Origin of the sequence: Curtobacterium sp. MWU13-2055 (assembly GCF_023242305.1) — a bacterium.
Taxonomy (GTDB): Bacteria; Actinomycetota; Actinomycetes; order Actinomycetales; family Microbacteriaceae; genus Curtobacterium.
Map to the genome: position 1 here is coordinate 102,496 of NZ_JALLIO010000002.1, position 21,889 is coordinate 124,384.

A 21,889-nucleotide genomic window follows, 5' to 3' on the forward strand; every position below is an offset into this window, starting at 1 on the left:
CGCGTCGTCCGCCGAGCGGTCACCGACGAGGCGCCACCCACGCCCGCCGAGGTTCCACGACTCGCCGCACGCGTTCCGCCGAGGTTCCACGAACGCCCGCTGGGGACGCCGAGGTTCCGAGATCTCGGAACCTCGGGGCAGCGGCGCGGGCGGGGCGGGGCCGGGGCGGGTCCCAGGCGCCGCTCGGTGCCGTGCCTGCTCCGTCAGGTCGTCGAGGTTCCACGACTTGCCGCACGCGATCCGCCGAGGTTCCACGAACATCCGCTGCGAACGCCGAGATGCCGAGATTTCGGAACCTCGGGAGCAGTGGGGCGGGCGGGCGCGGGGGCGGGGGCGCGGGGCCTCGCGCGGGTCAGGCGGCCGGGGACTCCACGGTCTCGATCGTGCCGGTCGCTCCGGGGTGCTCGTAGTGCGCGCGCACCAGGATCGGACGGTGGTCGGAGATGCCCGCCGGCAGGGTCTCGACGCCGGCGATGTGCAGCCCGACGCTCGTCGCGAAGTCGAAGTGGCCCGTGAACTTGCGGTACCGCAGGTACGTCGGCTGGTCGGACAGCGACAGTGCGAACCCGCCCTGCTCGATCTTGCGACGCAGGTTCGTCTGGAACCAGGGGTAGTTGAAGTCGCCGACCATGACCGCGGGGACGTCCTTCGCGAGCTCGCGGAGGAACTGGTGCGCCGCCTCGATCTGCTTGCGACGCAGGGAGTTCGTCGCGGTCAGCGGTGAGGCGTGGAACGAGGCGACGACGACCTCGGCGTCGGCCTCGGTGTCGCGCAGGTGCATCGCGATGAGCCGTTCGTGCGCGGGTGCGAGGACCCGGTCGTGCAGGGACTTCTGCAGCGAGTGGATGCTGAAGTCCTGCACCTCGAAGCGGTCGTCGCGCTTGTAGATGGCGAGTCCGAGGCGGTTCGTGCGGGTCGACGCGGCGAGCGAGAGCCCACCGATCGACGGGGCGAGGTCGTTGCTGTCGCACTCCTGCACGCAGAGGACGTCGGCGTCGGAGGCCTCGGCCAGGGCGGCGAGTTCACCGTTCGCGGTGTGCTCCCGGAGGTTGTAGCTGACGACCCGGAGGGAAGTGGGCGGCACGCCTGCGTCGGTGGCGATCGTGCTCTGCTGTTCTGGCGCGGCCATGCTGCCTTCCTGTCCGGGTGGTCCGGGTCACCCTGCCGCGGCAACCGTACTCGGCGTTCGCAAACGGATGCTGAGACTGTAACGCCTGTCGGGTTTCGCGCGTGTGACCGTGACGGAAACGGACAGTCGCGGGCCGCGGGCAGAGCCTCGTGGAACCGCCCGGGTCAGGCGCGGACCCGGCGGGCAGGGCGGACGGTGTCCCCCGCTGTGCGGCTCATCAGGATGCCCTCGACGCACGCGACGGCGAGCAGCGCCGCGATGACCCAGAACGCGACGGAGTACGGGCCGTCGCCTCCGAGCCCGCCGGCCGCGCGGATCACGACCGCGGCGACGGCGACGCCGAAGCCGGCGGCGGTCTGCTGCAGCGTCGACGAGAGCGTGTTGGCCGGGGTCATGTCGGCCTGCTCGACGTCGGCGAAGGCGATGGTGTTGTACGCCGTGAAGCCGACGGAGCGGGCGGCTCCGCTGACGACGAGCAGGACCGCGAGCAGCCAGAACGGGGTGTCCTCGGTCATGAACGCCATCGCGACGACGGTCAGCGCAGCGATCGCACTCGACACGATGATCACCGGGCGGTAGCCGAACCAGCGCAGGAACGGTGTCGTCATCGGCTTGATGCCGAGGTTGCCGACGAAGACCCACAGCACGGCGGACCCGGCGAGCACGGCGCTCCAGCCCCAGGCGTCCTGGAACAGCAGCGGGAGCACGAACGGCACCGCGGAGACCGCAAGTCGGAACAGGCTGCCGCCGGCGTGCGACACCCGGAACGTCTCGAGCCGGAACGCCTCGAGCCCCATGATCGGGTGCGGCGCCCGGCGGAAGTGCCGGATCGCGAACCAGCAGCAGACGGCACCGACGACACCGGACACCACGACGGCCAGGACCGGGATGACGTCGAGCGCGAGCAGCGACGCCATCACGACGAGCGACCCGAGGCCGAAGCACGCGAGCAGCGATCCGAACCAGTCGAACGGCACACGCTGCGCGGCGCGCTCCTGCGGGACGAGCACGAGCGCGGCGACGAACGCGATGACGCCGAGCGGGATGTTGATCAGGAAGATCCAGTGCCACGTCAGGGTGTCGACGAGCACGCCGCCGATGAACGGGGCGATGATCGGCGCGGCGAGGGCGGGCCAGGTGAGGATCGCGATGGCCGTGACGAGCTGCTCGCGGCCGGCGCTCCGGAGCACCACGAGCCGGCCGACGGGCACCATCAGTGCACCGCCGAGCCCCTGCAGGATGCGCCAGAGCGTCAGGTCGACGAGGCCGGTCGACATCGCGCAGAGCGCCGATGCGATCGTGAAGAGCGCGATCGCGCCAGCGAAGACGGTGCGGGACCCGATCCGGTCGGTGAGCCAGCCGGAGACGGGGATGAAGACCGCCAGGGTGACGAGGTACGCGGTGATCGCGACGCCCACGGCGGCCGAGTCGACGCCGAGGTCGCGTCCCATGGCGGGCGCCGCCGTCGCCAGGATCGTGCCGTCGAGGAGCTCCATGAAGAAGGTCCCCGCCACGAGCACGGCGACCGCCGTGCTGCCCGTCCGCCGTCTGGGTGTCGTCATCGTCGTCGCCATGTCGCGTCAAAGGCTATGCCCGGTGCCGGGTCGCGGGGGGATCGTGTCAGGAGGTTCCGCGATCGTGTTGTGCATTGCAGAATGATGCGCACCAGCGCGTTGCCCTGCGGGTCCGCCGAGCGGGAGCGTGGAGGCTGCGCGACGACAGGAGGCTCACCGATGACCGACGCCGACACGACGACCCGGACCGTGACCACGAAGGGCGCCTGGGACCCGGCAGCGGGCACTCCGCACCACGTCCTCGACCACGCCCACCTGCCCGTGATGACGCTGCGCGAGTCCGCCCTGGCGAACAACACCGCCGTCATGCAGGCCTACGTCGACCGCCACGGGCTGCTGTTCGCGCCGCACATGAAGACGCACATGGCACCGGACCTCGCCGCACGGCAGATCGACGCCGGGGCATGGGGAGTCACGGTCGCGTCGGTCCAGCAGGCGATGGTCGCGTGGGAGCACGGGGTGCACCGGATCCTGGTCGCGAACGAGGTCCTCGACCCCGCCGGCCTCGCGTGGCTCGCGTCCCGGCGCACGGTCGACCCGGACGCCGACGTCCTCTGCTACGTCGACTCCGCCGCAGGCGTCACCGCCGCCGTCGCCGCGCAGGGCACCGTCGCCGGCGAGCTGCACGTCCTGGTCGAACTCGGGTTCCCGGGCGGACGCACCGGGGTCCGCTCCCCCGACGACGCGCGTGCCCTCGCGCTGCTCGCCCACGACGCCGGACTCGTGCTCCGCGGTGTCTCCGGGTACGAGGGCGGGCTGCCCGGCGTCGACGCTGCACGCGAGTACGTCGCCGGCGTGCTCGACGTCGCCGAGGCCGTCCGCGGGCTCGTCGACGGTCGCGAGCTCCTCAGCATGGGCGGCAGCGCCTGGTTCGACGCCGTCGTGGACGCCGTGGCAGACCGCACCGACGACCTCGACGTGCTGCTGCGGTCGGGTGCGTACCTGACCCACGACGACGGCTTCTACGCCGAGCGCACGCCGTTCGGCCGGCACCCGGCCGAGGGCTCGCTCGTCGCCGCGATCGAGGTCTGGGGACGCGTGACGTCCTGCCCGGAGCCCGGGCTCGCGTTCGTCGCCGTGGGCAAGCGCGACATCTCCTTCGACGAAGGGCTGCCGGTGGTGCGGTCGGTGCGGTCGGTACGGCCGACCCTGCCAGGAGGCCCGGCGGGCGCCACACAGGTCGTCCCGCCGCCCGGGGCGGTCACCGTCACCCGCCTCGACGACCAGCACTGCTACCTCGCGCTGGCGGACGGTGCCCCCGAGCTGACGCCCGGCGACGTCGTCGTGTTCGGCATCTCGCACCCCTGCACGGTGTTCGACAAGTGGCGGCAGGTGCACGTCCTGGCCGACGACGACACCGTGCTCCGGACGATCGCGACGTGGTTCTGATGCGCGCGACCACCGCGGCCCCGGTGCCGACGGACGGCGACGGTCCTGCCCGGAACGCTGCACTGTCCCTGCGTCGCGGGCTCCGCCTGCTCGACTGCATCGCCGACCGGACCCGCAGCGGCGCGGTGTCCGTCAGCCTGTCCGTGCTGGCCGCCGAGCTCGGCACCTCGAAGTCGACGGTGCTCCGCCTGACGGCCCCGATGCTCGAGAACGACCTGCTGCGCCGCACCCCGGACGCCGGGTTCACGCTCGGCCTCGGCGCCCTGCTGCTCGGGCAGAGCTACCTCGAGGGGATCGACCTGCGCTCCGCCGCTGCCCCGTTCCTGCGTCGGACGGCGGAGCAGACCGGGCTGACGTGCCACCTCGTCGTGCCGGACGGCACCGACATCGTCTACGTCGACAAGGTCGAGACCCGCGGCACCGTCCGCATGGGCTCCCGGATCGGGAACCGCCTGCCGATGCGGAACACGGCGTCCGGCAAGGCGATCGTCGCGTTCGGTGAACCGGAGCTGCTCGACCGGGTGCTCGCCGAACCGGCCCAGGTCATGACGGAGCACACCATCACCGACGACGACCGCTGGCGGCACGAGGTCGACCGCACGCACGGACGGGGGTACGGCATCGACGACCGCGAGAACGAGCCGGACATCCGGTGCGTCGCCGCCCCGGTGTTCGACCACGCGAACCAGGTGGTCGGCGCGATGAGCATCTCCGGGCTGGCCTCGCGGTTCCCCGCAGCAGCGGTCCGCGAACTCGGCGACGGCGTCGTGCGGACTGCCCACGAGATCTCCGTCGCGCTCGGGTCCTCGTCGGCGCAGCTCGCCCTCGCGCGGGGTGCCCGGTGACCGGCTCGGTGCTGACGTTCGGCGAAACGATGCTGCTCCTGACCGGGCGCGACGTCGGCGCGGTGCCGGACCTGGAGCACATGCGGGTGGACACCGGCGGCGCCGAGAGCAACGTCGCGATCGGCCTGGTCCGCGCCGGGGTGCCGGCCACGTGGATCGGTCGGGTCGGCACGGACCCCGCCGGCGACCGGGTCGCCGCCGACATCGGTGGGGAGGGCGTCGACGTCCTCGCGGTCCCCGACGCCGAGCGCTCCACCGGCATCATGATGAAGGAGCGGCTGCTCGACGGCCGCACCCGGGTGACCTACCACCGCCGTGGTTCGGCCGGCTCGGCGTTGGCCGCGACGGACCTGCCCGGCAGCGTCGTCGAGACCGCTGCGCTCGTGCACGTCACCGGGATCACCCTCGCGCTCTCCGAGTCCGCACACGACACCGTGACCGCAGCGCTCGACCGGGCCGCCGCCGCCGGTGTGCCGGTGTCGTTCGACGTCAACCACCGGCCGAAGCTCATCGGCGCCGACGCTGCACGAGACCGGTACCGAGCCGTCGCAGCACGGTCCGCCGTGGTGTTCGCCGGCGACGACGAGGCCCGACTCGTGCTCGACCGCGACGAACAGGACGACGACGAGGAGTCACTCGCGCACGACCTCGCCGCACTGGCACGGGGCCGCGCGGTCGTGAAGCTCGGCTCCCGCGGCGCCGTGGCGTCGATCGACGGCGTGTTCGTCCGTCGGCCCGCGACCCCGGTGCGCGTCGTCGACCCGGTCGGTGCCGGTGACGCGTTCGTCGCGGGCTGGCTCGCGGCGAGCATGGGCGGAGCGGACGCCGCCGAGGCGCTCGACCGGGCCGCCGACGCCGGCGCCCTCGCCTGCACCGTCGAGAGCGACTGGCGCCGACCGGACCCGGCCGCGTTGCACCACGCCCCGGACCCGTCGGACACCGACCACACCGTGCACGACCACGTCGACCGCTGACACCGCGTCCGCCGACACCGTGTCCGCCGAACACCACCACTCGAGGAAGCGCACCATGACGAACGACACCACGAGCACCGAGCAGCACGCCGGCGCACGGCACCGCCACCAGGCCGGACCGGCGATCGCGATCCTCCGCGGCGGCACCGGCGACCACGTCGAGGACGTCATCGCCACCCTGGTCGAGTCCGGCGTGACGGCGATCGAGATCACCACGAACACCCCACGCTGGCGCGAGGGCATCGCGTGGGCGGTCGAGCGGTACGGTTCCGCGGCCTCCATCGGCGTCGGCACGGTGCTCGACGTCCGCCAGCTCGACGAGGCCGCCGCCGCCGGCGCCTCGTTCGCCGTCAGTCCCCACCTCGACGCCGAACTCGGCGAGCGCGCGCACGAGCGTAGCCTCGGCTGGTACCCCGGTGCCGCGACCCCGACCGAGATCGTCCACGCGTGGCGGCTCGGAGCCCGCGCGGTGAAGGTCTTCCCGGCGGCGCAGCTCGGCGGCCCCGCGTTCCTGAAGCAGGTCCTGGCACCGCTCGACTTCGTCGACGTCATCCCGACCGGGGGCATCGGGGTCGACGACGCCCCGGACTACCTGGCCGCCGGTGCGGTCGCCGTCGGACTCGGGTCCCCGCTCGTCGGCGACGCGCTGACCTCGGGCGACCTCGACGCCCTGCGGGAGCGGGCCGGCCGGCTCGTCGCGGCGCTCGACCGATGACCACCGGCGATCCCGAGCACCTGACGGGCTCCGAGCAGCCCACCGGCGAGCAGTCCGCCGGCGGCGTCGTCCTGCTGCGCGGCGGGTCGGTCCTCGGTGCGGACGGGGCCCCGGTGCGCGCCGACGTCCTCGTCACCGACGCCGTCATCCGCGCCGTCGGTGCCGACCTGGACGCCCCTGCCGACGCGCACGTGATCGACTGCGACGGACGCCTGGTGCTGCCGGGCTTCGTGGACGCGCACTCGCACGCCGGGTCGCTCGTGTTCGACGAGGGCGTGCAGCTCGCGCTCCTGCGCCAGGGTGTGACCACGATCGTGACCGGACAGGACGGCGTCGGACCGGCGCCGGGTGACGGTTCGTACGCCGACACGTACTTCGCCGCCATCGACGGCCCGCACCCGACGTACCGCGGTGGCGGGGTCGACGGCCTGCTGACGACTTACGACGGAACGACCCCGATCAACATCGCGACGCTCGTGCCCGCCGGCACGGTCCGGCACCAGATCATGGGCGACGACCCCGGGCCGGCGGACCGCGCGCAGCTGGCCGCGATGCGGGAGCTCGTGCGCGACGGCCTCGCGGACGGTGCGGTCGGCCTCGCGACGGGGCTCGACTACGTCCCCGGCCTGTTCGCCGGCACCGCCGAACTCGCTGCGCTGTGCACCGAGGTCGCTGCCGTCGACGGCCTCTACGTGTCGCACATGCGCGGTGGTTACGAGGGGAACGCCCGCGCCGGCCTCGACGAGATCGCCGACATCGTCCGCGCGTCGGGCGTCCGCGCACACGTCTCCCACCTGCACGCGCCCGTCGACCTCGCGGTGACCGCACTGGCCGAGCTCGAGGCCGAGGGCGCCCCGATGTCGTTCGACGCCTACCCGTACTCGCGCGGCTGCACGATCCTGTCGATGCTGCTGCTGCCCGCGGCCCTGGCCCGCCCCGGCACCGAGGACCTCGCCCACGCGATCGCCGACGACGAGGGTCGTGCCGCGGTCCGGGCGGCCGTGCTCGACCGCGTGCTGTCCCGCGCCGACCTCGGCACCGGCTGGGCGGAGCAGATCACGCTGTCGCACGTGCCCGCCGCCGAGTTCCACGCGCTGCAGGGCCGCACCCTCGCCGACGCCGCCGAGGCGACCGGGACGGATCCGGTGGACCTGGCCCTCGACGTCCTGGTCGACTCGGCCTTGCAGGTCACCGCCGTGATGCGCGTGCCCCGTCCTCGGACTGCCGACGACCTAGCACCGCTCTTCCGGCTGCCCGGGCACACGGCCGGGTCCGACGGCATCTTCGTGGGCACGCACCCGCACCCACGGGCGTACGGGACGTTCGGGCGGTACCTGCAGGACTTCGCCCGCACGGGGCTCCTGACGTGGCTCGAGGCCTCGCGGCACCTGTCCGCCACTGCGGTCGAGCGACTCGGTCTCGGTCGACGGGGCGCAGTCACCGTCGGGGCGGTCGCCGACCTGGTGGTCGTGGATCCCGATCGGGTCGCGGCGCGGTCGTCCTACGACGAACCGATGCGCCTGGCCGAGGGCATCGACGACGTCCTCGTCGCCGGCGTCCCCGTGCTGGCCGAAGGCGCCCTGACGCACGCGACCCCCGGTGCCGGGCTGCGTCGCCACCCGGGTCGGATCGACCACGGGCAGGGAGCAGCGGGCACCGGGGGTCGGTGATCCAGCGCGGCGAGGCGCCTCGGTGAGGCTTCTCACAGCCTGCGCCGACGTCACGAAGCGCTCGGCAGCACCGCCACGACGTCGATCTCGACCAGGATGTTCGCCAGGTGCGACTGCACGGTGGTGCGGACCGGGTACGGCTGCGAGAAGTGCTTCGCGTACTCCTCGTTGAAGGCCGGGAAGTCGCGGTCGGAGTGCTCGAGGTGCACCGTGGACTTGACGACGTCGTCGAGGGTGGCACCGTGCTCGGCCAGGACCGCTGCGACGTTGGCCAGCACCTGCGCGGTCTGACCGGCCACGTCGTCGGCGATCGCACCCGTGGCGGGGTCCTGCGGGCCGAACCCGGCGGTGTAGATGAAGCCGTTGGCGACGATGCCCTGGCTGTAGGGCCCGGCGGGCTTCGGGGCGTTGTCGGTCACGATGGCGGTCTTCGGCGCGGTGGGGTTCGGCACGGTTGCTCCTGTGGTTCGTCGGTCGTGGGCGGACTCCAGGCTAGGCGGACGCCACTCGGTGGGGCCGACCACCCGACCAGCGCATTCCGCATTGCAGAACGCGGGGCGGGCCTCCCGTCCGGGGTGCCGCACCGACCACCCAGGTGGAGGGCGACTACCCTGGCCGGGTGCCGTCCTCCCTGCCCGAACGCCGCCGAGCGCGCACGGGCTCGCGCCGAGCACGCGCATGAGCCGGCTCGACGGCGCGGTCACCGGGACCGCCGCGACCGGACGGCGCCGCGCACTCGACACCGTGACCTCCCTGCCGGCGTGGGCGGCCGTGCTGCTCGTCTGGACCGGCGGCCGGATCGTGTCGACGCTGTGGCTGGCACTCGCGTACCCGCTCATCGGACGGGCGATGCCGGACAACGCCATCTGGGGCAACGGGCACGGCTTCACGGCGTTCCTCACCGCCTGGGACGGCCAGTACTACGAGCAGATCTCGCTGCACGGGTACCCCGACGTGCTGCCGCTCGACGCCGTCGGCAACGTGGCACAGAACGCCTGGGCCTTCCTGCCGGCGTTCCCGTTCACGATCCGGATGCTCACCGCATCGACCGGGCTGCCGTTCACCGTCGGTGCCCCGCTCATCTCCGTGCTGGCCGGTCTGCTGGCGACCTACCTGCTGCACCGCCTGGTCCGGGACCGTGCGGGCAACGCCGCCGCGATGTGGGCGGTGTTCTTCTTCACGTGCGGGCCACTGTCGTTCCTGTTGCAGGTCGGCTACGCGGAGAGCATGTTCCTCGCGCTCACGTTCGGCGCACTGCTCGCCCTGGAGCGTCGCCGGTACGGGCTGCTCACCGTGCTCGGGGTCGCCGCTGCTTTCACCCGTCCGGGTGCGTTGGCCGTCCCGCTCGTGCTCGGGGTCATCGCCCTGGTGCGGTGGGTCCGGGCTCGCCGCGAGACCGGGCGGGTGCTCGACACCTTCCCGATCCGCGAGCAGGTGCAGGTCGTGGCCGCCGGTGCCGTGATGGTGGCGGCGGGCCTCGCGTGGCCGGTCATCGCGTCGCACGTGACCGGCACGCCGAACGCCTACCTCGAGACCGAGATGTCGTGGTGGGTGAACTTCATCGGCCGCGTGGACTTCGTGCCCTTGTCGCCGTGGTTCCTCATCGCCGGGCGCTGGCTCGGCGTCGGCGGGATCCTGATCGTGGTGTTCCTGCTCGTCGGGTTCCCGATCTGGCTGCTCCGCCGGTCGACGAAGCGGCTCGGGTCGACCACCGTGCTGTACTCGGCCGCCTACGCGCTCTACATCTTCGCGGTGTCGCTGCCGATGGCCTCGACCCCGCGGCTGCTCATGCCCCTGGCGCCGTTGTTCGGCTCGCCGGAGCTCGTCGCGAAGCCGTGGATGCGGTGGACGTTCGTCACTGCGGCGCTGGCCGGGCAGCCGGTGCTCGTCGCGGTGCTCTGGCTGCTCGGGCCTCCGTAGCGAGGACGGCGACGCCGGCAGCGGCCCGACGACAGCTCCGACTCCGAACGACGAGACCGACGTCGTACGACATCGGTCCCGTCGTTCGGAGTCGGTTCGAGCCGAGCCGAGCCCGCCCCGCCCCGCCCCTACAGCTCGACGGTCCCGTGGTCCCCGGTGTCCGGCTGGCTCTGCTTGCCGAGTGCGGCCTTGAGCGTCTGCACGAGACTGCCGACCGGGCCGGTGTCCTGCGTCCAGTACTCGACCGAGTCCCCCGACACGGTGAGGAGTCGGATCGAGGGGTCGTCGCGACCGTCCGGGAACCAGGCCTCGGCGAACGGCGACCACAGCTCGTCGATCACGGCACTGTCCTGCGTCACCGTGGCGGTGCCGGCGATGGACAGGTAGCCGCCCTGCGACTCGATGGAGACGTTGACGTGCGGGTTCCTGGCGATGTCGTCGACCTTCTCGCTGCCGTCCTGCACCAGGAAGCGGAGGGTCCCGTTGAACGCCTTGTCCTGCACGGCGAGGGGCCGGGCGTGCAGCTGGCCGTCCTCGCTCACCGTCGTCAACAGGGCCGTGTGGGCGCCGTGGACGATGTCCGAGATGGCGGCGCGCTGGTCGGTCTGCGTGTCGGTCATGATGCTCCTTTGCGTCGTGCGCCCCACCCGTCCCGACGTTCGACCGCGGGTCCGGCGGGGCCGTACCGTTCCCGCCAGTGTGCCCCTCGACGCTGGGCGCGTCCGGCACGTGGCAGCACCACCCCGACCGGGAGGCCCGTGCCGACTCCCCCGGACACTTCCGGCCACGCAGGTGGCCGGTCCGCAGTGCCCGCACCCGGTCCGGCGCGCTCCATGCGTCCGCACACAGCGACACTCCACCAGACGATCACCGCGTGCATCGTCGGAACATGCACACGCACCGGATGCATGCGCAACGAGCGACACTCCACGAGTCGATCCGGTGGTGGATCGACGGAAGATGCGCCCGTACGGAACGCGTCAGGCGGGTTCGCGGATGGTGGTCTCGACGTCGACGACCTGCGGCACCCGCGGCATCGATGCGAAGCCGAACGCCACGGGCGGGTCGAGCGGCGCCAGGGTGCCGAGGGGCTCCCCCGCCCAGGTCCCGCGCACGCCGGTGACGTCGTGCGCCCCGGTCACGCCGTAGTACTCACGGCGGCCGTTCCCCGCCGAGCCGGCGGTGCCGGACCCCGGAGCGACGAGCCGGGCGATCGGGTCGATCACGGCGAGCCACCGCGGGTCGCGGGCGATCGGCTTCGGCACGACGCGCAGCACCCGGCCGAGCGGTGAGATCGTGCCGACGTCGACCGAGACCTGCAGGGCGCCGGCGTCGAGCTCCAGGCCACGGGCCGTCCGTCGCGCCCGGACGTCGACCACGGACACGGTGTCGAACCGGTAGGTGCCGGAGACGTAGGCGGCGACGATCTCGTCCGGCGCGAGCAGCACGCTGGTGCCGTCGGGGAGCTCGAGGAACACGTCGGTGAACGCCCCGAACGGCGAGCGGTCCCACATCCCGACGACGATCCGGACGCCCGAGGTGGTGCCGACGCCCATGATCCGGCCGCGGAACCGGCGCTCGACGGGAGGGGTGCTGGGGCGTGACGGCATGCCGTGGACCGTACCCGGCGCGCCCGTGAGCCGGACCGACGGAGCCGACCCGCGCCTCCCGGCCGACGGGTGCGCGAAAGCGACAGATCGCCGCGAACGTTCCGCGGCGATCTGTCGCTTTCGCGGGGTAGGCCCGCCGGGGTGATCGCCTACGGGACGGGGACGGGCTCGGCGAGCAGCTCGCGCACGCGCGGCGCGACCCGGGTGCCGTAGAGCTCGATGGACCGCAGCATGTCCTCGTGCGGCAGACGACCGGTCGCGTACCGCATGTCGAACCGCGAGGCGCCGAGGATCCGCATGTTCCGGGCGATCTTCCGCGCCACGGTCTCCGGCGACCCGACGTACAGCGAGCCACCGGCGGACAGGCCCGCGTGGTAGCCGCCGACGTCGAGGGGCGGCCAGCCGCGCTCCCGGCCGAGCTGGTCGGTGACGGCCTTGTGGTACGGCCAGTAGCGCTCGGCGGCTTCCTCGTCGGTCGCCGCGACGAAGCCCGGCGAGTGCATCGCGATGGGCTGCTGCGGCAGGTCGAGCTGGGCGAGCGCCTGACGGTACAGCCGCGAGAACGGGGCGAACTGGGCCGGCTGCCCGCCGATGATGGCGAGGAACAGCGGCAGGCCGTACGACGCCGCACGGATCACCGACTGCGGGGAACCGCCGACGCCGATCCAGGTGGGGATGGCGCCGTGCTCGAGCTTCGGGAAGACGTCCTGGTCGACCAGGCTCGCGCGCTTCGTGCCGGACCAGGTGACGGCGTCGCCGCCGCGCAGGGCCGCCCAGAGCTGCAGCTTCTCCTCGAACAGGACCTCGTAGTCGGAGAGCTCGTGGCCGAACAGCGGGAACGACTCGGTGAAGGAACCGCGCCCGAGGATGACCTCGGCACGGCCGTCCGAGATCGCGTCGACGGTGGCGAAGCGCTCGTAGACGCGCACGGGGTCGTCGGACGACAGCACCGTGACGGCGGAGCCCATCCGGATGCGGGAGGTCGAGGCGGCGATCGCGGCGAGGACGACCTCGGGTGCGCTCACCACGAAGTCGGCGCGGTGGTGCTCGCCGACGCCGATGAAGTCGATGCCGACCTGGTCGGCGAGGACGGCCTGGGCCACGACGTCGCGGATGCTCTGCGCGTCGGACTTGAGGCTGCCGTCAGCGAGTTCGGTGACGTCGCCGAAGGTGTCGATGCCGAGCTCCACGCGTCCGATCCGCTCGGGTGCGGGCGGCGGGACGTCCGAGGGGCGGTCGGTGCCGAATGCGTTGCTCATGGTTCCTCCTGGTCGCACTTCCATGCGTTTGCATCAAACTAGCACGGCCGAGCCGTGATGGCCAGCGCCCGCGTGTACGGTCGCCCGCATGCCGAAGCTCCCTGACCAGACCGGACGCAGGATCGTCGTCACCGGCTCCAACAGTGGCACCGGGAAGGAAGCCGCGACCCGTCTCGCGGCCGCCGGCGCGAGCGTCGTGCTCGCCGTGCGCACGACCGCGAAGGGCGATGCCGCCGCGGCCGAGATCCGTGCAGCCCACCCGAACGCCGACGTCGAGGTGCGCGAACTCGACCTCGCGGACCTGGCGAGCGTGCGCCGCTTCGCCGACGGCATCGTCGGCGAGGACCGCCCGATCGATGTCCTGGTGAACAACGCCGGGGTCATGGCGCCGCCGCAGCGCTTCGAGACGGTCGACGGGTTCGAGCTGCAGTTCGGCACGAACTTCCTCGGCCCGTTCGCGCTGACGAACCTGCTGCTGCCCTCGCTGCTGCGCGCCGAGGCGCCGCGGGTCGCGACCATGTCGAGCCTCGCCGCGATCCCCGGCCGGATCCGATTCGGGGACCTGCAGTGGGACCGCGGGTACAACGGCTGGCGCGCCTACGGCCAGTCCAAACTCGCCGACCTGCTCCTCGCGCTGCACCTGCACCGACTGACCGTCGAGGCGGACGTCCCCCTCGTCAGCACCGCGGCGCACCCCGGCTACACCCGCACGAACCTGCAGTCGGCCGGGCGCTCGCTCGGACGCGCGAAGCCGGTGCGGCCCAGCAACCGCGCGCTCCCCTTCACGCAGGCGGTCGAGCAGGGCACCGAGCCGCTGCTCTACGCCGCGGTCGGCCCGAACGCGGTCGGTGGCGCCTACTACGGCCCGGCCGGCCCCTTCGGCCTGACCGGACCGACGACCGCCGTCTCGATCCCCGGGTCGGCACGGAGCGCCGACCTCGCCCGCTCGCTCTGGGCCGTCGCGGAGGACCTCACCGGGACGCGTCCGCCCTTCTGAGCGCGGGGCGCCGCTCGCACGGTGCGAGGGCGCTGCGGTCTGGTGCGAGGTTCCGCACTCGGTGCGGCGGACCGCGGCTCGAACTGAGTACGGAACCTCGCACGGTGCGCGGGCGCGGGGCGCGGCCGGGAGGCCCGTGGCGCGTCCGGCCCGCCGCCCGCGTCAGGCGCGGTGCAGCTCCACGGACCCGTCCAGCCGACCGGGTTCGGTCAGGCGGGCGTGCTGCAGGACCGTGCGGTCCGGACCGATCGCCGCGGCGACGATCGACAGCGTCGTCATGTGCCCCTCGGCCTCGTGCGCGTCGCGGAGGATCGCGTCGGGGTGGTCGCTCGGCAGCGCTGCGGACTCCGCCAGGACACCGAACCAGCCGCTCCACCCGTCTCCGGCGTCGTCGCCCGCGTCCACCGTCCGGAGTTCGTCGAAGGGTCCGAGCACCGGTGGCCCGACCGGGGCTTCCGCGGCGCGGAAGGCCTCGAGCCACCGGCCGATGCGCGGCGCCGCCGGGTCGTCCGGTTCGCCGTGCGTCACCATGTGCACGCCGGGGCCGAGTTCGGTCGTACGGACCCGTGTGCCGTCCCAGGTCAGGACCGCGGCGCCGTCGGCGGTCGCCCGCACCAGGTTGAACGCGCGGGTGGTCGGCAGCGTGCCGTCGTGTCCGGGCAACAGGTCGTCGGCGACGGCGTCGACCGGCACCACGCCGCGGGTCGTCCACGTGCCGTCGACACTCGGCACCGGTTCGCCGCGGTTGAGCACGACCGCCAGTCCGGCGCGGTCCGAGGCGGCGAGCCACGCACCGCCGGCAGCACGGTCACGCACGCCGCGGACCCCGGGGTCGCGATCGGGCCACCACGCAGCGGGCGGATCCCACGGACGCTCGGGTGATTCGTCCCGCAGGGCGAGCACGGTGACGGGCCACGCGGACCCGGGGTCGACGCGGACGACGACGGTGCACATGCCGTCGATCCTCGCACGTGCCCCCGGTAGCGTGAGCGGCGTGAACGCAGCAGCAGAGCGCACCCTGACCGTCATCGTGGGGATCACCGGGGGCATCGCCGCCTACAAGGCCGTCGGCGTGGTCCGCGACCTCGTCAAGCGCGGGCACGAGGTGCACGTCGTCCCGACCGAGGGGGCGCTGCGCTTCGTCGGGCTGCCGACGCTCGAGGCGCTCAGCCGCAACCCCGTCACCACGAGCGTCTGGGACGACGTCTCCGAGGTCCGCCACGTCGCCCTCGGCCGTCGCGCGGACCTGGTCGTGGTGGCCCCGGCGACCGCGGACTCCCTGGCACGGATGGCGAACGGCCTAGCGAGCGACCTGCTCGGCACGACGCTGCTCGCCACCGACGCCCCGGTCGTCGTCGCTCCGGCGATGCACCCGCAGATGTGGGAGCACCCCGCGACCCGGGCCAACGTCGCCGTCCTGCGCGAGCGGGGCGTGCACCTGGTCGGACCGGTGGTCGGCGCGCTGACGGGCGACGACGCCGGCATCGGCCGGATGGCGGAACCCGAGGACATCGTCGCCGCGGCGCTCGCCGTGCTGGACGACCCGGCCGGTGCAGGCGCGGGGCGTCGCGCCGGCACCGACGGGGGGACGCAGTCCGGCGCCGGGGCCCGTGGCGAGCAGGGCGACCTGTCCGGCGTCCGCATGGTCGTCAGCGCGGGCGGCACCCGCGAGCCGTTCGACCCGGTGCGCTTCGTCGGCAACCGGTCGAGCGGTCGGCAGGGCCTGGCGATCGCCGCCGACGCAGCGGCGCGCGGCGCCGTCGTCACCGTCGTCGCCGCGAACGTCGAGGCCGGCCTGACCGCGGGCATCGACGCGACCGTGGTGCCGGTGGGGTCAGCGCTCCAGCTCGCCGAGGCCGTGCACGCCGCGGCGGTCGATGCCGACGTCGTCGTGATGACCGCTGCCGTCGCCGACTACCGGCCGGCCGAGGTCCTCGCCGAGAAGCTCAAGAAGGACGCCCAGGGCGAGCGGATGACGCTCGAGCTGGTGCGGAACCCCGACGTGCTCGCCGACCTGGTGGCGGCGCGGCGCACCGGGCAGGTCATCGTCGGGTTCGCCGCCGAGACCGAACCCGACCGCGACGCCCGCATCGCACTCGGCCGCGCGAAGATCGCCCGCAAGCCCGCCGACCTGCTCGTCGTGAACCACGTCGGCTGGTCGGCCGGGTTCGAGCGCGAGGAGAACGCGATCGAGGTCCTGGTGCCGGGCGGCGAGGTGGTCCGCGAGACCTCGGGCACGAAGGCCGAGATGGCGGCGGCGGTCCTCGACCTCGTCGCGACCGCACTGACCTGATTCCGAGGACGGGCGAGCACGATGGGGGCATGCGACGACGTGAGCGGATCAAACGAGCCACCCGGACTGCCACACTGCTCGCGGTGCTGCTCGGCGGGGCCGGCGTCACCCACTTCCTGCAGCCGCGCCACTACGACCGGATCGTGCCGGACACACTGCCACCGCGCCTGACGACCGTCGCGTCCGGCGTCGCCGAACTCGGCATCGCCGCCGGGCTCGCGTTCCCGGCCACTCGCCGGGCCTCGGGGTGGGCTGCAGCTGCCCTGTTCGCCGCGGTCTTCCCCGCGAACGTGAAGATGGCGAACGACCTGCTCGACAGCCCGCGGTCGACCCGGGCGATGCGCCTCGTCTCCGTGCTGCGGCTCCCGCTGCAGGCCCCGCTCGTCCTGTGGGCCGTGCGCGTCGGTCGGCACGCACCGAAGCGGTGACCCAGCCGTCCTGGACCCGTGCGGCCGCACCACTGCTGCACCGGCCGGTGACCCAGCACGCGTGGGACGACATCGTCTTCGCGCACTGGCGACACGACCCGGGCTCGCTGGCGCGACTCGTCCCGCGGGGAACGCGTCCCGACGTGGTCGACGGCAGCGCCTGGGTGGGACTGACGGCCTACGTCTTCCACGAGACGCGGGTGCCGCCGTTCCCCTCCGCCGGCCGCCTCGGCCGCATGACCGAGGTCACCATCGAGGTCCTGACCGTGGACGACCAGGGCCGACGCGGCGTCGCGTACCGCACCGTGGACACCGCGAACGTGCCGGCGATCGTGGCCGCACACGCGCTGCTCGGCGTGCCGTACACCTTCGCGCACGCCCGGTCGCGCCGCCGCGGCGAGGTCGTCGCGCACCGGTCGGTCCGGCACCCCGCACGTGCACTGCACCCGGTGCGCTGGGCGCGGTCGCTGCGGCAGGAACGCCCCTCGGGCACGGCCAGACCCCGGCACGCGGCCTCGATCCGGGTCACCGCAGGCGACGTCGTCGACACGCCACTGGCCGCCGAACTCACCACCCGCGCCGGCATCCACGCCCGGTACCTGGCCCAGACGCTGTTCTGGCAGCGACAGCACCCGCCGCTGACCGTTCGGGCCGCGCACCTCGACCGGCTCGAGGGGGACCTGCCGGACGCCGTCGGCATGCCGGGGCTGTTCGACCGGGCACCCGACTCGCTGCTCGTCGTCGACGGCACCACGGTGCGGTACGCCTGGGGCGGGGTCGTGCGGTGAGCGACCACGCCACGGACGATGCCGCCCAGGACAGCCTCGACCGCTTCGTGCGGGCGCAGGACGGCGTGCACGACGACGCCCTCGCCGAGCTGCGGCATGGACGGAAGACCTCGCACTGGATGTGGTTCGTCTTCCCGCAGCTCGCCGGCCTCGGGCGGAGCGCCACCGCTGAGCGCTACGGCGTGCGCGGGCTCACCGAGGCCCGCGCGTACCTAGCGCACCCGGTGCTCGGGGACCGACTCCGGACCGCCGCGACCGTCGTCGCGGCGGCGCCGGCCCCGTCGGCCGAGGCGCTGCTCGGTGGGACGGACGCCCTGAAGCTCCGGTCCTCGATGACGCTGTTCGCCCGGGCGGCGACCGACCCGGAGCCCTTCGCGGCGGTGCTCGACCGGTGGTACGACGGGGCGGAAGACCCGGTCACCGTCCGGCTGCTGGACGCGGGCGAGCGAGCGACCGGTGACACGCGCTGAGCCGAGCGGAACGCCGGTCTCATATCAGGTACGTTGATCGGTGCGCGTGCACTGACCGCGCCCCGATCGAAGGAGAACCCATGCCGGTCCCCCGCAGCGCCCCGACCGAGCACCAACTACTCCGCGACACCGTCCGGCACAAGATCCACGACGCGATCATGGACGGCACGCTCGTCCCCGGCGAGCGGCTCAACGACGACGAGCTCATCGCCTGGCTCGGCGTCTCCCGCACCCCGATCCGCGAGGCGCTGAGCCAGCTCTCCCGCGCCGGCCTCATCGAGATGGCGCCGAACCGGTACACGCGCGTGACGACGCCGAACCCCGCCGAGGTCATCGAGGCGATGCAGACCCTCGGGGTGCTGTTCGGTGGTGTCGTCCGCCTCGCGGTCCCGCGCCTCGGCGCGGGTGCACGGAAGAAGATCCTCGCGCAGCTCGACAAGACGATCGCCGAGCTCGAGTCGCACGACGTCCCCGCCGTCAACCACGACTCGCTCGACGTGTTCGCGCTCTACGTCGCCGAGTGCGGCAACGAGAACCTGCAGCGCGTGTGCCGCGACACCATGGACGGTCTGGCCTTCCGCCTGCGCCTGCCGAACCTCGACGAGCTCGTCGACTGGGACCGCATGACCGCGGACTTCCGTCGGCTGCGCACCGCGACCGAGTCCGGCGACAACGTCGCCGCCGAGCTCGCGACCGAGGCGATCCACCAGCTGCCGGGCGAGAAGCACTGAGTCCGGCTGTACCGCCGTACAGGAACCCGCCCGTCTCGCGCATGCGAGGCGGGCGGTCCGCGTTCCACGGGCCTCCCGGACACCCCGTCCGGACCCGCGACCGACGCGCACGACGCTCCCAGACTGCGGATCCGGCGAGCCGATAGCATCGCTGGCGACCACCCGATCGCCCACCCGGAGCAGCACATGAGTCCTCGATCGACGGACCGTACCGAGGTCGCCGCACGTCTGGCCGCGGCGGTCGGACGGATCAACCGGCGAGCACGGACGGACTCGGCCTCGCTCGGGTACGGGATCGTGTCCGCACTCGCCACCATCCAGCGCGAAGGACCCCTGCGCCCGGGCGACCTGTCGCGGATCGAGGTCGTCACGAAGCCCACGATGACCCGCATCCTGACCGAGCTCGAACAGCGCGGCTTCATCGAGCGCGAAGCGGACCCGAGGGACGGCCGCGCCTTCATGGTCTCGGCCACCGACGAGGGCATCGCGGCGGTTGAACGAGCACGCTCGGACCGCACCGGGATCGTCGCCGAGCTCATCGCCGAGCTCGGTGAGTCCGACGTCACCGCGATCGCCGGAGCGCTCGACGCCCTCGAACGCGTCGCCCAGGGCGACCGCACCCAGGAACCTCACACGTTCTAGGTCCGAACGGGCCGTTACCGAACCGTTACCAACGGGTGGACGGACGGTTCTGCCAGCGATCCTGGACGCGTCATCCAGTCTGACGAGTCATCGTGTCGGCTTCGCCCGACGGCGGCCTCCCCAGGGCCGGTCGCGGCGGACGGACGGGCCCCACACCACCGTCCGGTCCTCCCCGGTTCGCCGGACTCCCCCTGCTGCGCGCACCTCGACGCGCGCAGCATCGCTCACCGTCCCCGACGCGTCGCGCAGCCCGGAGTCCCGCACCACGAACCGCCCGACCACCGGAACCGATGCCAGGACACACCCCCGACCTCCCCACCACCACCGCCTCGACCCGACGTGAGGCCCTGAACTCCCCCAGCCGGCGTGTGCGCCGCGCCCTCCACCACCGTGCGCTCCGACACCGTGCGACGTTGATCGTCGGCGGCGCCGCGGTCCTCGCCGTCGCCGGGGGTGCCCTCACGATCGGCACCCAGCCCGCCATCGGCGAAGCGCTCGGCATGCCGACCGGCACCGCGAGCGCGATCGCGACGGCCCAGCCCGCCCTGCGCGGCACCGCCCTCGACCGTGCCCAGGCAGCGGCGACCATCTCGACCGCGAAGACCGTGATGACGACGGCGAACGCCAAGACCGACACGGCCTCGCTCGAGCAGCACATCGACGCGCTCAGTGACTACCCGGAGCTGTCCGGCGCCGCGCTCACGACGCGCATCTCGTCGACCGTCGAGTCGACCGCGCACGTCGCGCAGGCCAGCGCCACGCAGGACAAGCGCGACGTCGACGCGAAGGCAGCAGCCGTCGCGAAGGCCGCCGCCGAGAAGCGGGCGGCCGCAGCAGCAGCGGAGGCCGCACAGAAGCTGGCGGCGGGCAACACCGTCGCAGGCGCCAAGGCGACGGCGACCTCACTGGCGTCGTCCGAGTACGGCTGGGGCTCCGACCAGTTCCAGTGCCTCGACAACCTGTGGACCAAGGAGTCGGGCTGGAACTACCAGGCCGTCAACGCGAACGGCGGGGCGACCGGCATCCCGCAGGCGCTGCCCGGTTCGAAGATGGCGACCATCGGCTCCGACTGGCAGACCAATGCCACGACCCAGATCAAGTGGGGCCTGCAGTACATCAGCGCCGCGTACGGCACCCCGTGCTCGGCGTGGGCGCACTCGCAAGCGAGCAACTTCTACTGAGCGGCGCGGGCTGGCCGCCTGCTGGCCCACGCACCTGCACGTCGAACGGCCCCGGGTACCGCCCGGGGCCGTTCGTCCTGTAGGCATGCCGGGTGACGACGATCGGACTGCGCCGGATGGCGCCCCGCGACCCCGCCGAGGGACACCGTGCCGCGAGCCCCCTGGAACTGCTGTTCGACCTGGTGTTCGTCGTCGCGGTGGGCTTCGCCGCCACCAACCTGCACGAGATCGAGACCGAGGGGCACGTCAGCTCCGCGGTGGTGGCGTACGCCATGGTGTTCTTCGCCATCTGGTGGGCGTGGCTGAACTTCAGCTGGTTCGCGACGTCGTTCGACACCGACGATTGGCTGTACCGCGTCACGACGTTCGTGCAGATGGCCGGCGTGCTCGTACTCGCCGCCGGGGTGCACGCCGCCATGACCGAGGGGGACTTCACGGTCCCGGTGATCGGCTACGTGGTGATGCGCCTGGCGATGGTGGCGCAGTGGCTCCGCGTCGCCGTGTCGTCCTCGCGGTACCGCCGCACCGCACTCCGGTACGCCGTGGGCATCGTCGTCGTCCAGGTGCTCTGGGTCGGCATGCTCGCGCTGCCGCAGGGATCGACGGCGTGGGCGTTCCCCGTCCTCGTCCTGCTCGAGGTCCTCGTCCCGCCGATCGCCGAGGGCACGGGCGAGACGACGCCGTGGCACACGCACCACATCGCCGAGCGGTACGCCCTGTTCACCCTCATCGTGCTGGGCGAAGGACTCGTCGCCTCGGCGAACGCGGTCATCGACGGCATCGCCCAGGCCGACCACCTCGCGTCGCTGCTCGTGCTGGCCGCCGCCGGGCTCGTCATCGTCGCCGGACTGTGGTGGATCTACTTCTCGCGTGAGCAGCACGACCACATCGGGAACCTGCCGAGCGCGCTCGTGTTCGGCTACGGCCACTACTTCGTCTTCGCCGCCGCGGGTGCGCTGCCGGCCGGGATCGAGGTCGCGGTCAGCGCGGACGCCGGTGAGGCCGACCTGTCGCACGCCACGGTGGCTGCGACCGTGGCCGTCCCGGTCGCGCTGTTCGTGCTCGCGATCTGGGCGCTCGCACTCCGGCCGTCACTGTCCGCCGGGTGGAACGCGATCGTCGTCGTGCTCGCCGTCGCGATCCTCGCGACGATCGTGGTGCCCGACGTCTCCCTCGTCGCGACCGCGCTGCTCGTCGCCGCGATCGTCGTGGTGCTCGAGGTCGCCGAGCGGCGGCCGGGGACGCGCCGCGTGCGCTGAGGACGCGACCGGGGG

22 protein-coding genes are annotated in these 21,889 nt (G+C 73.0%); 15 read left to right on the forward strand and 7 right to left on the reverse strand.

All coding sequences use genetic code 11. The annotated features are described in order from the left end of the window. Positions 1–352: 352 nt before the first annotated feature. Positions 353–1,129 carry an endonuclease/exonuclease/phosphatase family protein gene (locus M4960_RS05140; protein WP_248703642.1) on the reverse strand — a complete coding sequence of 259 codons (777 nt, stop codon included), beginning with the start codon at positions 1,127–1,129 and terminating at the stop codon, positions 353–355. A 164-nt stretch (positions 1,130–1,293) separates the two neighbouring features. After that, complete coding sequence (locus tag M4960_RS05145; protein WP_123938771.1) at positions 1,294–2,691, reverse strand: MFS transporter; 1,398 nt, start codon at positions 2,689–2,691, stop codon at positions 1,294–1,296. A 171-nt stretch (positions 2,692–2,862) separates the two neighbouring features. Between M4960_RS05145 and M4960_RS05150 the strand changes: the two genes are divergently transcribed. Genes M4960_RS05150 through M4960_RS05170 form a run of 5 tightly spaced genes read left to right on the forward strand, consistent with a single transcriptional unit; the run spans position 2,863 to position 8,296 of the window. Beyond that, positions 2,863–4,092: an alanine racemase gene (locus M4960_RS05150; RefSeq protein WP_248703643.1), complete on the forward strand. Its 1,230-nt coding sequence runs from the start codon at positions 2,863–2,865 to the stop codon at positions 4,090–4,092. Then, positions 4,092–4,937: an IclR family transcriptional regulator gene (locus M4960_RS05155; RefSeq protein WP_123338793.1), complete on the forward strand. Its 846-nt coding sequence runs from the start codon at positions 4,092–4,094 to the stop codon at positions 4,935–4,937. Before M4960_RS05150 ends, M4960_RS05155 begins: the two co-directional genes overlap by 1 nt. Further along, the gene (locus M4960_RS05160) at positions 4,934–5,911 is read left to right on the forward strand and encodes a sugar kinase (protein WP_123292033.1); all 978 of its coding nucleotides are present in this window, start codon (positions 4,934–4,936) and stop codon (positions 5,909–5,911) included. Before M4960_RS05155 ends, M4960_RS05160 begins: the two co-directional genes overlap by 4 nt. Positions 5,912–5,966: 55 nt before the next feature. Next, the gene (locus tag M4960_RS05165; protein ID WP_248703644.1) at positions 5,967–6,626 is read left to right on the forward strand and encodes a bifunctional 4-hydroxy-2-oxoglutarate aldolase/2-dehydro-3-deoxy-phosphogluconate aldolase; all 660 of its coding nucleotides are present in this window, start codon (positions 5,967–5,969) and stop codon (positions 6,624–6,626) included. Beyond that, on the forward strand, positions 6,623–8,296 hold the full coding sequence (locus M4960_RS05170) for an amidohydrolase family protein (RefSeq protein WP_248703645.1): 1,674 nt from the start codon (positions 6,623–6,625) through the stop codon (positions 8,294–8,296). Before M4960_RS05165 ends, M4960_RS05170 begins: the two co-directional genes overlap by 4 nt. Before the next feature lie 50 nt (positions 8,297–8,346). On the opposite strand, the gene M4960_RS19635 is transcribed toward M4960_RS05170, so the two are convergent. Then, positions 8,347–8,748, reverse strand: coding sequence for a RidA family protein (locus tag M4960_RS19635; RefSeq protein ID WP_235035960.1), 402 nt, complete (start codon positions 8,746–8,748; stop codon positions 8,347–8,349). A gap of 226 nt (positions 8,749–8,974) precedes the next feature. Here M4960_RS19635 and M4960_RS05180 point away from each other — a divergent pair, with 226 nt between their 5' ends. Continuing rightward, positions 8,975–10,216: a hypothetical protein gene (locus M4960_RS05180; protein WP_133937891.1), complete on the forward strand. Its 1,242-nt coding sequence runs from the start codon at positions 8,975–8,977 to the stop codon at positions 10,214–10,216. A 128-nt stretch (positions 10,217–10,344) separates the two neighbouring features. On the opposite strand, the gene M4960_RS05185 is transcribed toward M4960_RS05180, so the two are convergent. From M4960_RS05185 to M4960_RS05195, 3 genes are all read right to left on the reverse strand, one after another. Further along, positions 10,345–10,836, reverse strand: a complete 492-nt coding sequence (locus M4960_RS05185) for a pyridoxamine 5'-phosphate oxidase family protein (protein ID WP_123292028.1) — start codon at positions 10,834–10,836, stop codon at positions 10,345–10,347. Positions 10,837–11,196: 360 nt separating this feature from the next. Then, on the reverse strand, positions 11,197–11,826 hold the full coding sequence (locus tag M4960_RS05190; RefSeq protein WP_248703646.1) for a hypothetical protein: 630 nt from the start codon (positions 11,824–11,826) through the stop codon (positions 11,197–11,199). Positions 11,827–11,975: 149 nt separating this feature from the next. Next, positions 11,976–13,085, reverse strand: coding sequence for an LLM class flavin-dependent oxidoreductase (locus M4960_RS05195; protein WP_248703647.1), 1,110 nt, complete (start codon positions 13,083–13,085; stop codon positions 11,976–11,978). A gap of 88 nt (positions 13,086–13,173) precedes the next feature. Between M4960_RS05195 and M4960_RS05200 the strand changes: the two genes are divergently transcribed. Then, entirely contained in the window at positions 13,174–14,082 is a 909-nt protein-coding gene (locus M4960_RS05200; RefSeq protein ID WP_248703648.1) for an SDR family oxidoreductase, read from the forward strand. A 162-nt stretch (positions 14,083–14,244) separates the two neighbouring features. On the opposite strand, the gene M4960_RS05205 is transcribed toward M4960_RS05200, so the two are convergent. After that, positions 14,245–15,036 (reverse strand): NRDE family protein, encoded by a 792-nt coding sequence (locus M4960_RS05205; RefSeq protein ID WP_248703649.1) that lies wholly within the window; start codon positions 15,034–15,036, stop codon positions 14,245–14,247. A gap of 64 nt (positions 15,037–15,100) precedes the next feature. On the opposite strand from M4960_RS05205, the gene M4960_RS05210 reads away from it, so the two are divergent. From M4960_RS05210 to M4960_RS05245, 8 genes are all read left to right on the forward strand, one after another. Beyond that, positions 15,101–16,375 (forward strand): phosphopantothenate--cysteine ligase family flavoprotein, encoded by a 1,275-nt coding sequence (locus M4960_RS05210; protein WP_248703925.1) that lies wholly within the window; start codon positions 15,101–15,103, stop codon positions 16,373–16,375. A gap of 29 nt (positions 16,376–16,404) precedes the next feature. After that, positions 16,405–16,803 carry a hypothetical protein gene (locus tag M4960_RS05215; RefSeq protein WP_123338786.1) on the forward strand — a complete coding sequence of 133 codons (399 nt, stop codon included), beginning with the start codon at positions 16,405–16,407 and terminating at the stop codon, positions 16,801–16,803. After that, the gene (locus M4960_RS05220) at positions 16,800–17,591 is read left to right on the forward strand and encodes a YqjF family protein (protein ID WP_248703650.1); all 792 of its coding nucleotides are present in this window, start codon (positions 16,800–16,802) and stop codon (positions 17,589–17,591) included. Before M4960_RS05215 ends, M4960_RS05220 begins: the two co-directional genes overlap by 4 nt. After that, positions 17,588–18,061, forward strand: a complete 474-nt coding sequence (locus M4960_RS05225; RefSeq protein WP_123292022.1) for a DUF1810 domain-containing protein — start codon at positions 17,588–17,590, stop codon at positions 18,059–18,061. The genes M4960_RS05220 and M4960_RS05225 overlap by 4 nt, the downstream gene beginning before the upstream one ends. An 80-nt stretch (positions 18,062–18,141) precedes the next feature. Next, complete coding sequence (locus M4960_RS05230) at positions 18,142–18,792, forward strand: GntR family transcriptional regulator (protein ID WP_131921791.1); 651 nt, start codon at positions 18,142–18,144, stop codon at positions 18,790–18,792. Positions 18,793–18,978: 186 nt separating this feature from the next. Continuing rightward, positions 18,979–19,434: a MarR family winged helix-turn-helix transcriptional regulator gene (locus M4960_RS05235; protein WP_111084361.1), complete on the forward strand. Its 456-nt coding sequence runs from the start codon at positions 18,979–18,981 to the stop codon at positions 19,432–19,434. 413 nt (positions 19,435–19,847) lie between these two features. Further along, the gene (locus tag M4960_RS05240; RefSeq protein WP_248703651.1) at positions 19,848–20,615 is read left to right on the forward strand and encodes a hypothetical protein; all 768 of its coding nucleotides are present in this window, start codon (positions 19,848–19,850) and stop codon (positions 20,613–20,615) included. Between the two features lie 92 nt (positions 20,616–20,707). After that, the gene (locus tag M4960_RS05245; RefSeq protein WP_248703652.1) at positions 20,708–21,874 is read left to right on the forward strand and encodes a low temperature requirement protein A; all 1,167 of its coding nucleotides are present in this window, start codon (positions 20,708–20,710) and stop codon (positions 21,872–21,874) included. Positions 21,875–21,889 lie beyond the last annotated feature (15 nt).